The sequence below is a fragment of the Cyclobacterium sediminis genome, from assembly GCF_054781075.1.
In genome coordinates this window covers 368,161-380,722 of sequence record NZ_BAAGVC010000010.1, presented here as the reverse complement: position 1 = coordinate 380,722, position 12,562 = coordinate 368,161, and the positions used below count along the sequence as shown (strand labels likewise).

Below are 12,562 nucleotides of genomic sequence, written 5' to 3'. Positions count from 1 at the left end.
AACAATCGAGATGAAATTAAAAACGTATAGGCTCCCTATTTTGGCTGCCATTTCAGCAGTATTCGTGATTGGAATGTCTTCCTGTAGCAATAATACAGACAAAGAAAAACCTACTGAAAAGCCCAACATCATTTATATTCTTGCTGATGACCTGGGATATGGAGATTTAAGTTTTCTAGGCCAGACCAAGTTCAGTACTCCAAATATTGACAAATTGGCTGCGAATGGGATGGTATTTACACAGCATTATTCGGGTGCAACCGTTTGTGCCCCATCAAGGTCTGCTTTGATGACCGGAAAGCATACAGGGCATACACAAGTAAGAGGGAATAGGGGGTTGAATGGTGGACAATTTCCATTAGCTGAGGGCACACAGACCTTGGCAGGAGTATTGAAAAAAGCAGGGTATACCACCGGAGCATTTGGTAAATGGGGATTAGGCTATCCGGGATCTTCCGGTGCTCCTCTCAACCAGGGGTTTGATGTTTTCTTTGGATTCAACAGCCAGACCATCGCCCATAATTATTACCCCAGAGAATTATGGGACAATGATAAAATTATCAGTCTGGAAGGAAATCAAGGAACAGCGCAAGGGGAATATGCTCCCAACCTTATTCAAGAAAAGCGATTGGAATTTATTGAGGCAAATAAGGACACCCATTTTTTTATGTATGTTCCATCAATTATTCCTCATGCAGAACTTTTTGCTCCGGAGGAGTATATGGAAAAATTTCTAACCAAAACCAATCCCGAACCACCTTATCAGTACGAAAGTAAATTGGGCCCTGAAACTCCATATAAAGGGGTGGATGATCCTGAGCACCCTCGATATAAGGTTGGAGGCTACGGTTCTCAAGCTTATCCACACGCTGCCTTTGCCGCTATGGTCACACTCCTTGATGATCATGTTGGACAAATTGTGGCCAAGTTGGAGGAATTGGAAATTTTGGACAATACGGTCATCATTTTTACTTCAGACAACGGTCCACATCTAGAGGGAGGGGCAGATCCTGATTTTTTTAACAGCAATGGCCCATTTCAAGGATATAAAAGAGACTTGTTGGAGGGAGGAATTCATGTTCCGATGATTTTGAGCTGGCCGACCAAAGTTAAAAAAGGAAGTCAGACAGATCATATCAGCGCATTTTGGGATATTTTACCCACTTTTTCTGCTTTGGTAGGGGAGGAATTAGAAGGGCCAGTTGATGGTATATCCTTTCTTCCGACCCTCTTGGGTGAGGGAGAACAGCCGGCGCATGCTCACCTTTATTGGGAGTTCCATGAAAAAGGAGGAAAACAGGCCATAAGAAAAGGCAAATGGAAAGGGATCAAATTAAACGTATTTAAAGGAAATGAAACGATTCAGCTATATGATCTAGAGCAAGACCCGGGGGAAACGAATGACCTGGCAAGCGAATACCCTGAAGTAGTAGCACAAATAAAAGGCTTAATGCAAAGTTCTAGGACGGAGGATGCTGAGTGGCCATTTGAGGGGAAAATTAAAGGAGATGATAAGGACCATTGATAGTGTTATCGCTTTAGTTTGCCTTTTGGTGAGCTTTGCATGTTCGCAGAGGAACGATGCTTCTGAAGCCAAAGATTACCAAACCTGGGAACATTACCGTTCAACGAAGACAGCTGCACAGTTTTCAGGTCTGGATCAAATAAATAAGGAAAATGTTCACCTACTTCAGCCTGCATGGACTTATCACACGGGAGACTCTAAAGAAAGAACACCCATGGAGTGCAATCCTATGATTCTTGGAAATGTGATGTATGTTAGCTCTCCTCAGCTTGATTTGATTGCATTGGATGCTGAAAAAGGAACCGAGCTTTGGCGCTTCGATCCGGAAGAATATGGTCAATCAGGGGGAGTGAATAGGGGTTTTTTCCATTACAGAGAAGGGGATAAGATTCGCATTTTTATGGCAGTCGGTTACTACCTTTTTGCTATAGATGCCCAATCGGGCGAATTGCTAACGGAATTTGCCGAAGAGGGGAAACTTGATTTGCGTAAAAATCTGGGGGTCGACCCCGAAGCTTTATCCATCTCTTTGAGTACTCCGGGGGTTGTTTTTGAAGACCTGATTATTATTGGTTCGGCTACGGGAGAAGGTTACGATGCTTCACCGGGACATATTAGGGCTTATAATGCCAAAACAGGTGCTTTTGAATGGATATTTCATACCATACCTAAGGAAGGTGAATTGGGCCATGATACATGGAACTGGCAAGAGGAAGAAAATTATGGTGGGGCCAATAATTGGGGCGGCTTAAGTTTGGATGAAGAGCAAGGATGGGTTTATGTATCCACAGGTTCTCCTGCATATGATTTTTATGGAGGGAATAGACTTGGGGAAAACCTATTTGGGAATTCTATTCTTGCCTTGGACGCAAAAACAGGAGAAAGAAAATGGCATTATCAGGCGGTCACCCATGATATTTGGGATTATGATCTGCCATGTGCCGCTACATTAGTAGATATACCTTCGACAAATGGTGTGGTGAAAGCCCTGGTACAACCTACTAAAATGGGAGAATTGATCCTTCTTGACAGGTTGACCGGAAAACCTTTAATGGAGATGAAAGAAAGAAATGTTCCACCTTCCTATGTGCCGGGTGAAGTTGCCCATCCCACCCAAAAGTTTAATCAGGGGATCACTGTTACCAGACAAGGTTTGGATAGTACGATGCTCACCAATATTTCCAAAGAAGCCAATGCCTATGTAAAAGAGGCGTATAAAAAGTACAGGAATGAAGGTTTGTATACACCTCCGAGTTTAGAAGGGACGCTCACCTTCCCGGCTACAAGGGGAGGTATGATTTGGGGCGGAGCTTCTTATGACCCAAACAACCATATGCTCTATGTCAATGCCAATGAAATCCCTATGATCCTGCAAGTTCGAAACATTGCAGAAAAGGATGGTCAAGGTGGAAAGCAGTCCAATTTTCCCGGAAAAAATACCTATCTGTCCAATTGCTCCAATTGTCATGGGGCAGATCAAGAGGGCTTGGGTGAGGCTTTTCCTTCTCTCAAGGGGATAAAAGAAAGGCATGACCGTGCATCATTAACCAAAATCATAACCCATGGTAATGGTTTGATGCCCGCATTTCAAGGATTTGAAGAAAAGAAATTAAATGCCTTAATCGATTACCTATTGGAAATAACACCTGTGTCAGACCCTGTTCATGAAATTAAAGAGGAGAAGGGACCCCGTGACCGCTATGTATTGCAGGGATTTAGGATTTTCACAGATGAGGAAGGTTTTCCCGGAAACAAGCCTCCTTGGGGAACATTAAATGCCATAGACCTAAAAACCAAAACCATTAAATGGAAAGTTCCCTTAGGAGAATATCCAAAGCTGAAAGATAGAGGAGTGCCTGCCACGGGTACACAGAATTTTGGTGGCTGTGTAGCTACTGCCGGAGGTTTGGTGTTTATGGGGGGAACACCTGATGAAATGTTCAGGGCTTTTGATGTGGCTACAGGCGAAATTTTATGGGAATTCAAGCTCCCTTTTGGGGGCTATGCTGTGCCTGCTATCTATGAAGTAAACGGAAAGCAATATGTGGTGATTGCTGCCGGAGGAGCAAACAGGTTAGGAACCCCGGCTGGTGATGCTTATGTAGCTTTTGCTTTACCGGAAATGTAAATTTATCCAATAAAAAAAAAGCCAATCCTAAGCAGAATTGGCCTTTTTTTGTGATTTTTTGGTTTATCAACCCACAATGAGTTAATCTAAAATATTGCCTTTGGCATCAATGGCTACGTTAGTCCTTTCCCCATCTTTTTCTAACCTAACATTAAAAACCAAGGCCCCATTTTTCTTTTTAGAAGCACTTACTCTTGTTATTTCATTGCCCGGATATTTAGAAAGCAATATGGTCTGAAGATTTTCCGGTAAAGGGTCTTCATAAGGGATGGTGTTTGAGAACCTTCTTTCATCTCCTGCTTCAGCTTTTCTTTCGATAAATTCATTGATTCCATTTTCTTGTTTTACCAAATCGAAGGCATCATATAACTCACCTACGGCTGTATAGGATTCAAAACTTAGTTTATCTCCATCTATATTAATCACCTGAAACAATTGGGTGTTTTCAGCTTTACGATCCCTTTCTGCACCTTTTCCTTTCCATCCTTCTTCACTTACACTATACATTTTTCCACCACTAACAGATACTACATACACAGTTCCTGTTTTATCCCTTGCATTCATTCCGTCCAAAACATTGTCTTCGGGGGAAACACGGCCTCTAGCATAGCTGTGGTCATGTCCTTGCAGTGCCAAATCAACATTGTATTTGTCAAAAATAGGTTTCCATGCTTTTCTTAATTCATCATTGTCCCTTCCTGCTGATGCAGAAAACAAAGGATGATGATAGGTCACAATGGTCCATTTTTTAGTATTTTCTGAGAGTACTTTTTCCAGCCATGGGATTTGCTCTTTTTGTGCAACATTACTATTAAGAGAGATGATTCGTGCATCCTGGTAATCCATATAGTAAACAGTTTCTTCTAGTCCCAACCCTTTTGGTCCATTTTCGGGAAGTGTAAATTGAGGGCGCCATTGTAAGGAAAGCCTTCTCTCTGCATCTTCTCCGTCTAGTTCAGGAATGTCTCTGTATTCATGGTTTCCCGGTGTAACCATAGATGGAACCATACTATGAATAAATCCTCCGGCCGTAAACCATTCATGCCATTCCTGGTCTCTGTGGGCTCTGTTGATCAAGTCTCCGGCATGGATAATGAATTTCGAGTCCGGTGCTTTGCGATAACCTTCTCTGATTAATCTAGCCCAAAGTTCAAGGACATAATTCTGTGCGTCTCCCACATATAGGAAAGAAAAAGGCTTGTCATTGTCTCTGGATGCGGTGGTGAACTGTGTCCATTCCGTCCATGATTCGCCATCTCCTACACGATATCCATACATGGTGTCCGGTTTTAGGTTTTTAAATTGCACTGAATGGTAATGCGCTTTGATTTTCACGTCTTCTACCTTGGACCCATCAAAAACTTCAGTTTTGGCAGTTATGGTTTCCGCGTTTCTCCAAAATTTTGGAGCACCGTCTGCTATCGCAATTTCAGCATAGCCCGTTGGAATAGAGGTGTCTGTCCTCCAGGTTACATTGGCTTCAGCGGCAGGGTCTGACCCAAAGTTCAATACCACCCTGTCAGGGTAATAACTAGGCTTGCTCCATTCTTCTCTAAAGGAAGGGGCTTTGTAAACTTTATACTCTTGGGCAATTGCAAAATTTATTACTAATAATAAGCAAAAAGAGAAAAATAAATGTTTCATTTGAGATGGTTTTTCAGTATATCTTCGTAAAAATAGTTAAATACTAAGCGTTTTTCAAATCGAATAATTATTATATCATTACTAATTCAATAAGTGAATTAACAATTGTTTCATTTATTGTATAAATTCCCAACTTGCAGTATTTTAACTAGCTATCATGGGAAGAATGGTATTAAAAAATACTGTTTCTAAAGTATATGGACTACTGAACTAAAATATTCTACCCAATTTTATTTTTTTCGCTTTACGCCGCTTACAGCTTGGGCTTCCCAAGGGTTTTCCGGCCAATGGTGTTTGGGATACCTTCGCTTTAACTCCTTCTTAACCTCATGGTAGGTATTGTCCCAAAAGCTTTTTAAATCTTGGGTAACCTGAACCGGTTTAAAGCCGGGAGATAGCAAATGGATCTGCATAGGATTTTTACCCTCATTGACGGTTGGAGTTTGACTCCAACCGAAAAGCTCCTGAAGTCGTGCGGCTAAAATGGGAGGATTACCCTCAAAGCTGTATACCACTGGGAGGGAAGAACCACTTGGCAACGTAATTTTTTCCGGAGCCAAACTTTGAAGTTCCTTTTGTTGATCAAATGAAAGGCTGTCTTTTAATATATTGTAGAGCGGTAATTTTTTTAATTCAGGGCCTGATTGGACGCCCGTTAAATAGGGAGAGAGCCACTCCTGTGCTGTTTTTAATAATTGATCCGTGCTGAAGTTGGGAAATGATTCTGGGCCGTTCCACAGTCTTAAACTCATGATTCTACCTTGAAGTTGACGGACCTTGTTGTCCCAGGTAAGCCATTTTTTTCCGGATCTGGAAAGCATTTTTAATAATGTGTCTTGGATCAGTTGAGGATCCGGGGCTATTAGTCGTTTCTTTTCCAATACAATTAGCCCTACCCTTCGTTCTTCAACTGCCAGAATAGAGGCTGACTCCTCATCCCAATAGATCCTTTCATCAGACCTTGCCATAGATTGGATATCCTTTGGATCCAATGGAGCTGCCAGGAATATTTTCCCTAAACCGTTCCTTTCGTCCATTTGTGCTATAGCAATCCAATCTTCTGATGCCATATTGTCGTTTTTATCTATTCGGACCAATTTGCCATTAGACAATTTAAATTGAGCTTGATGGCCTACTTTGGCGATTCTTTCTGGAAAGGCCTGTGCAATTAATAAGCCTGTTGCATAAGGATCGACAGCTGAATTTTCCGCTTTTATGCCAAGGATTAGTCGATAGGCCTTGGCAACTTGTTCAATTTTCTTGAAATTAAAATTGGAGGAGTTTCCGGTTCTATATCGGCGAAGCCCTTCTATTCTCAAGTTGATGTCTAATCCCATTTCTGGTTCCAATGGGTCTTTTTCTTCCAGTATGGCCGCCAAGTCTGTACCCAAACCCTCAATGCCTAACAATTGACTGTAAACAAGCAAATGTGCAATTCTGGGATGACAAGGAAAGGCATGTAAAGCTTCACCGTGTTTGGTGATTTTATTATTAGCTACAGCACCTAAATTTTTTAATGTGTCAACTGCCTGTGACCAATTACCTTGGGGTGGAGGGCTAATCCAATTCAACAGTGAAGGATCATTTACTCCCCACTTATAAAGCTCCAAGGCCAAGGGGCTAAGGTCAGCTACGAGAATCTCCGGCTGTCTAAAGGGAAGCAAGTTTTCCTGGCTAGCCTTAGACCATAACCTAAAACATATGCCCGGACCTAATCTCCCTGCCCGACCTGCCCTTTGATTGGCTGTGTCGGCAGTCACAGGAATTGTAACCAATTTATTCAGCCCTGAGTTAGGGTTAAATCTTCCGCTGCGCATATAGCCTCCATCAATAACAATTTTTATTCCTTCTATGGTAAGGCTGGTTTCGGCAATTGCGGTTGCCAAGACTACTTTTCTTTTTCCCTGTGGATGTGGTAAAAGTGCAGCTTGTTGTTGCTTGAAGGCCAATTGCCCATAGAGTTTATAAATGGCGAGGTCATGGTTTCCATTTTCTACTAACGTGGCTGTTTTATTGATTTCTCCCTGGCCCGGTAAAAATACCAAAATGTCCCCCTCGTGATTTTCTATGGCTTCCCTAATGGTTTGACTCGTGTTTTGAGGTAAATTGAACAAATCAGAACCGGATCCATATTGGATGCTTACCGGAAATGATCGACCTGAACTTTCTACCAGTGGTGCTTGAAGGTTAATTGACAAGTCTTTGCTATCAAGGGTAGCAGACATGACCAATAGCTTAAGATCCGGTCTAAGTACTTCCTGGATTTCTCTGGCAATGGCAAGCCCCAAGTCCGCATGTATGCTACGTTCATGAAATTCATCGAAAATGATTAGGCCAATATCTTCAAGGGCATTGTCCTGTTGCATCATTCTGGTCAGAATCCCCTCTGTAATTACTTCTACTCTGGTATTTTTGCTCACACAGGTATTGAACCTGACTCGGTAACCTATGCTTTCTCCTGCCGACTCACCTAGAATTTGAGCCATTCTTTGTGCAATACTTATGGCGGCGAGTTTCCTAGGTTCAAGGATTATAATTTTTTTTCCATTGAGCCAATCTTCTTTCAATAATGTCAAAGGGGCCAATGTGCTTTTACCGGCTCCCGGAGGTGCATGAAGCAATACTATTGGGGATACGCTCAGTTTTTCTTTTAATTGAGGGATTACCTCTAGAATAGGGAGATTGGGGAATTCCTTCAAAAGTGTTTGTTTTGATACAAAGGTAAAAAAACATAGCGGACTCAATAATTATTATGCGTAGGAAAAAATTTAGAGATAAGAAAAAATATAATTTATGAGGATAGGATAATTGTGTAATAAAAAAGGCTGTTTTGATTTAAAACAGCCTTTATATAATTTATTTAATCGATGCCTTGGCACGTCCATATTCCCATTTCACTTCCAAGCCATCATCCATTACGGTATAAGTAAGGCTTTCTGTAAGGCTACTGGTTTGACCGGAATTAACGGTTACTCTTAAAGCATCTTTGCTTTCATCGTATTTTGTTCCCCACTGTCCGGTCTGTTTGTTGAAAATAAAGGTACTGGAACTTTCTCCCGGAATAATGAAAAAGCTGTATTTCCCGGCTGGTAGTTTTTCTCCTTCAACAGTAATGTCTTTACTGGTTTCAAATATTGTAGCTTCATTGGCACCTGCTCTCCAAACTTTTCCCAGAGGTACAAGGTCTCCAAAAATAGTTCTTCCTTTTACAGATGGGCTGCTATAATTTACAGTGATCTCTGCTCCATTTATGGTTCCTTTAGCTGTTTTTGCAGGACTTGCTCTTTTCTGGGCATTCGACATAAATACTACTGAAAGCATTAGGAAAGCAGAAAAGCTTAGCATTTTCATGGTTGATGATTTCATGTTTTGGTTTTATTTAGGTTAAATTATTTGAATGACTATAATAAACGGACAAAACTAAAAATTGTTAAGCAACGGATGACTAGAAGCAAACAGTAGCTAGTTTATTTTCTTGAAATCCAATAGTCTGTTGTAATTTTTAGTGATGCCTTATGGTCCCGGCCTTTCTTGAGAAAAGCCGGGAAGAAATTAATAGGGACTGATGAAAAATAATTAAATTTTAACCCAGGCCTGCTTTTTATGACTTTCAATTATTCTTTCACAGATTAATAACTCACGATGTCCGTCTGCAAAAGTTGGATAACTTGGTTTTTCAGGTTGTTTTCCTTCCACTACTGCGGCATATACTTCCTTGAACATTTGTTTGGAAGTATCAGGGAAACCTTCATTGTGTCCACCCGGGAAGCCAATGAGTTTGCCTGCCTCAGCATTGAATAAAGATGGGTCTTTCATCAAGTGCTGATTGGCAGTTTCTCTTTTGCCTATCCACATCTCATTGGGTTTTTCACTGCACCATTCAAAATTCGCTTTTGACCCGGCGATTTCAATGTTCAACCTGTTTTTCCTACCTGCATTCACCTGGCTAACGGTTACTGAACCTTTGTTGCCATTGTCAAACCTCAGCATTACCGTAGCATGGTCTTCGGTATTGATAGGTACTTCTTCATAGTCTGAAGGAGCAAGGCTTTTGCCACTATAGGTTTCTATTGCTTTAAGTGGCTTTAACCTTGTTTTGTGTACCGTAGAAAAATCCGCCATCACTTCAGTGATTTTCAATCCGGTAACATATTCGGTTAAGTCCAATAAATGGGAGCCTATGTCTGCAATGGCCCTGGAATCTCCAGATTTATCCGGTTCCAATCTCCAGTTGTAATCTGTTTGTAAAAACAACCAATCTTGCAAATAAGAACCCATGATGGAGTAAATATCACCTAGTTCACCACTTTCTCTCATGGTTTTCATTTGCCTTACCATCGGATAATACCTTAAGTTAAAGTGGACAGCATTGACCAAACCTGTTTTATCCGCAAGGGCTACGAGCTCTTCAGCCTCTTCAATTTTTGTGGCCAATGGTTTTTCACAAACTACGTGTTTCCCGGCTTCCAATACGGCTTTAGATTGGCTGTAGTGAAGGAAGTTTGGTGTACAAATGTGTACCACTTTGATTTCCTCGTCTTTCAGCATATCTTCGAAAACCATGGCCTTATCAATGCCTAGTAAAACAGCCTTTTCTTTGGCAAGCTCTTCATTGACTTCACAAAGGGTGGCCACTTCAATATTTGGGTTTCTTCTTAGGGCTTCAATATGGGCAGGGCCAATAAACCCCGTTCCAACAACCGCTACTTTGATTTTTTCCATAAGGTAATTATGTTCGGTTTATTTAAAAGGTTAGCCCTAAAGATAGAAGGTACATTTGTATTTTTCAATGCTTGCTGACTTTTACATTTCATGTATAGGTTTTTATTACAAATTCATTTGTGCTAAGCCCATGGCTTATATTGCAGTAGTAACAATAATTTTTTAACCAAAACTTGTGATTTTGCAATGATCGAGTAATTTTGTTACTCCTACCTTGTGTGTTACGGGGCGAAGCTGTGAAACCAATTTGAGGTACTTTATTAAAGTGCTAATTTTTATGTTTTTTATATTCAATAAATAGTATTTGGTGTCCTTCAAAGCCTTCAACTTTATATTTTTATCTTGATAGAATCTCTGATTACATCCAAGACTCGTATTAAATTACTTGTAAAATTTTTTTCTAACGCTAGAAATCGTGGCTACTTAAGAGGTTTAGCGGAAGAATTTGGTGAATCTACCAACTCTGTAAGAATAGAACTAAACAGGCTTTCCAATGCCGGTTTACTCAATTGGAAAACTGAGGGTAAGACCAAAAGCTATCAAGCCAATGAGAATCATCCCCTGTATTTAGACATAAGAAATATTGTACGTAAATATTTGGGTTTTGACACCCTTATCGATCAAGTGGTACAGGGGTTAGGAAGTGTTGAAAAAGCGATTATTTGTGGTGATTATGCAGAGGGAAAAGATACTGGGACCATAGAATTGACAATAATTGCTGAGGCAATCAATAAAGAATATTTGGAATTCCTCATAAATAAGACCGAAGAAAAAATCAATAGGAAGTTAAAAGTCAGTATTTTGGAAAACGAACCTGTAGAAGGCCTACCGGGCTTGTTGGTCTACGAACATGCAAATGAAGACACCTAAATCCCAAACCTTTCTTTCTATAGTCATCCCCGTTTATCAATCTGAAGCAGGTTTAGAAGAATTGATTGAGCGCTTAAAGCAAGCTTTGTTTGCTATTAGTACAGAGGTCGAGTTAATATTGGTGGATGATGGAAGTAAGGATGGAAGTTGGGATATTATTAGTAAGGTAGCAGAAAAAGAAGATTTTATTAGGGGCTTAAGGTTCAGTAGAAATTTCGGTCAACACCAAGCCATTTTTGCCGGTTTGGAATTGGCTCAAGGAGAATGGGTAGTGGTGATGGATGCGGATATGCAGGATCTCCCGGAAGAGATCCCCATGATGTTGACCAAAGCTCAACTGGGTTATGACGCCGTATTGGCCAGAAGAATGGATAAAAAAGCTACTTGGTTTTCACAAGTCCTGACCATCGTATATTATCAGGTTTTCTATTTTATGTCTGGGATTAAGCAGGATCCCAGTATTGGAAATTTCGGCGTATACAATAAGAGGATGATTCATCAGGTGCTACAAATGAAAGAATACAATTGGTATTTTCCAACAATGGTTCATTGGGTGGGGTTTAATCAAAGTACCTTAAACGTAAAACATGGTGTTTCAACCAATCCACGTTCCAACTATTTTATTAAATCTAAATTCAATCTGGGATTAAACACCCTCCTTGCTTTTTCTGACAAGCCCCTTCGTTTGACGATTAAATCAGGTTTGATTGTTGCATTAATCGGATTTTTATTTGCTTTGGTCACCTTGATACGTTATTTTTCAGGAGCCATTGTAGTGCCGGGGTATGCAAGTATAATCGTTTCCTTATGGATACTCTTTGGGCTTTTATTAACAACCATTGGTATAGTAGGGCTATATGTTGGGAAAACTTTTGAGGGGGTGAAAAATCGTCCACGCTATATTGTAGACCAAAAGACTTAAAATGATAAAGCTTTTACCTTTTGACACTTCTTTGTTTGGATACAGGGTAGGACAGCTACAGTTGGGGAGATGCCTTCCTGATTTAGAAAAAGTAAACAATCAAGCCAAAAACTTCGATTTAATTTATGTCATGGGGAAACCCGGCCTGGTAAAAATGGGGGGGTGGTCTCCAATTAGTACCAGAGTTGATTTGGTAAAAAATATCATAAAAACGGACTTGGTCCAAAGCCCAAATGTAGATGAGGAAATTGAAGTTTCGGAAATGATTGTTTCCGGAAACCTTTCTCAATCAGATCAGAAAGCCTTAAGGGAATTGATCTTTTCAAGTGGCCAATGGTCCAGGTTCAAGCAGGATTTATTATTGGCCAATCAGGAATACGAGAAATTATACAGTACATGGTGGGAAACCATCAAAGCCGAAAAACATAAAGTTATAGTTGCCCGAATTTCCGGAAAATTAGTGGGATTTATTACATTCAAATTGCTTAGAGGTAGAGGTCATGTTGGGTTATTTGCTGTCAAAGGAAGTGAGCAGGGAAGAGGGGTAGGAAGGAAATTAATGCATGAGGCTTTGGTAATGCTTGATGGCTGTGGTTTTAGGTTATTGGGACTCTCTACCCAGAAAGCCAATAAAAGAGCCATGGATTTTTATAAAAAATTTGGTTTTCAGCCGATTAAAGAAACATTGATCGCCCACTGGCGACCGGGATTAAAACCCCAAAATATACACTAGCTTTTGCCTGTCAAAAAT

Annotated in this window: 9 protein-coding genes; 5 read left to right on the top strand and 4 right to left on the bottom strand. The window is 40.5% G+C overall.

Annotated features, from left to right (window positions below):
* Nucleotides 1-10: 10 nt before the first annotated feature.
* Together ACYVHJ_RS12925 and ACYVHJ_RS12920 are read left to right on the top strand one after the other, a co-directional pair.
* Complete coding sequence (locus ACYVHJ_RS12925; protein WP_339905624.1) at nucleotides 11-1,525, top strand: arylsulfatase; 1,515 nt, start codon at nucleotides 11-13, stop codon at nucleotides 1,523-1,525.
* A complete protein-coding gene (locus tag ACYVHJ_RS12920) occupies nucleotides 1,509-3,653 on the top strand; it encodes a c-type cytochrome (protein ID WP_460515408.1) in 2,145 nt (714 codons plus the stop codon). The genes ACYVHJ_RS12925 and ACYVHJ_RS12920 overlap by 17 nt, the downstream gene beginning before the upstream one ends.
* Before the next feature lie 81 nt (nucleotides 3,654-3,734).
* Here the strand turns inward: ACYVHJ_RS12920 and ACYVHJ_RS12915 are convergent, their stop codons facing one another.
* The 4 genes from ACYVHJ_RS12915 to ACYVHJ_RS12900 all read right to left on the bottom strand — a co-directional run bounded on the left by ACYVHJ_RS12915 (nucleotide 3,735) and on the right by ACYVHJ_RS12900 (nucleotide 10,019).
* Nucleotides 3,735-5,297 carry a purple acid phosphatase family protein gene (locus tag ACYVHJ_RS12915; RefSeq protein ID WP_460515406.1) on the bottom strand — a complete coding sequence of 521 codons (1,563 nt, stop codon included), beginning with the start codon at nucleotides 5,295-5,297 and terminating at the stop codon, nucleotides 3,735-3,737.
* A gap of 230 nt (nucleotides 5,298-5,527) precedes the next feature.
* Entirely contained in the window at nucleotides 5,528-7,996 is a 2,469-nt protein-coding gene (gene hrpB, locus ACYVHJ_RS12910; RefSeq protein ID WP_460515404.1) for an ATP-dependent RNA helicase, read from the bottom strand.
* 157 nt (nucleotides 7,997-8,153) lie between these two features.
* Nucleotides 8,154-8,663: a DUF2911 domain-containing protein gene (locus ACYVHJ_RS12905; protein ID WP_460515402.1), complete on the bottom strand. Its 510-nt coding sequence runs from the start codon at nucleotides 8,661-8,663 to the stop codon at nucleotides 8,154-8,156.
* A gap of 210 nt (nucleotides 8,664-8,873) precedes the next feature.
* Nucleotides 8,874-10,019, bottom strand: coding sequence for a Gfo/Idh/MocA family protein (locus ACYVHJ_RS12900; RefSeq protein ID WP_339903541.1), 1,146 nt, complete (start codon nucleotides 10,017-10,019; stop codon nucleotides 8,874-8,876).
* 342 nt (nucleotides 10,020-10,361) lie between these two features.
* Between ACYVHJ_RS12900 and ACYVHJ_RS12895 the strand changes: the two genes are divergently transcribed.
* Genes ACYVHJ_RS12895 through ACYVHJ_RS12885 form a run of 3 tightly spaced genes read left to right on the top strand, consistent with a single transcriptional unit; the run spans nucleotide 10,362 to nucleotide 12,544 of the window.
* Nucleotides 10,362-10,889, top strand: coding sequence for an ArsR family transcriptional regulator (locus ACYVHJ_RS12895; protein ID WP_339903540.1), 528 nt, complete (start codon nucleotides 10,362-10,364; stop codon nucleotides 10,887-10,889).
* Nucleotides 10,876-11,811, top strand: a complete 936-nt coding sequence (locus tag ACYVHJ_RS12890) for a glycosyltransferase family 2 protein (protein WP_460515399.1) — start codon at nucleotides 10,876-10,878, stop codon at nucleotides 11,809-11,811. The genes ACYVHJ_RS12895 and ACYVHJ_RS12890 overlap by 14 nt, the downstream gene beginning before the upstream one ends.
* A gap of 1 nt (nucleotide 11,812) precedes the next feature.
* On the top strand, nucleotides 11,813-12,544 hold the full coding sequence (locus ACYVHJ_RS12885) for a GNAT family N-acetyltransferase (protein ID WP_460515397.1): 732 nt from the start codon (nucleotides 11,813-11,815) through the stop codon (nucleotides 12,542-12,544).
* The last annotated feature ends 18 nt before the right edge of the window (nucleotides 12,545-12,562 follow it).

Bases quoted from the DNA above. Each gene is read 5' to 3' on its own strand.
- ACYVHJ_RS12890 (WP_460515399.1), top strand. From the start codon at position 10,876: ATGAAGACACCTAAATCCCAAACCTTTCTTTCTATAGTCATCCCCGTT.
- ACYVHJ_RS12915 (WP_460515406.1), bottom strand. From the start codon at position 5,297: ATGAAACATTTATTTTTCTCTTTTTGCTTATTATTAGTAATAAATTTT.
- ACYVHJ_RS12885 (WP_460515397.1), top strand. From the start codon at position 11,813: ATGATAAAGCTTTTACCTTTTGACACTTCTTTGTTTGGATACAGGGTA.
- ACYVHJ_RS12905 (WP_460515402.1), bottom strand. From the start codon at position 8,663: ATGAAATCATCAACCATGAAAATGCTAAGCTTTTCTGCTTTCCTAATG.
- ACYVHJ_RS12925 (WP_339905624.1), top strand. From the start codon at position 11: ATGAAATTAAAAACGTATAGGCTCCCTATTTTGGCTGCCATTTCAGCA.
- ACYVHJ_RS12900 (WP_339903541.1), bottom strand. From the start codon at position 10,019: ATGGAAAAAATCAAAGTAGCGGTTGTTGGAACGGGGTTTATTGGCCCT.
- ACYVHJ_RS12920 (WP_460515408.1), top strand. From the start codon at position 1,509: ATGATAAGGACCATTGATAGTGTTATCGCTTTAGTTTGCCTTTTGGTG.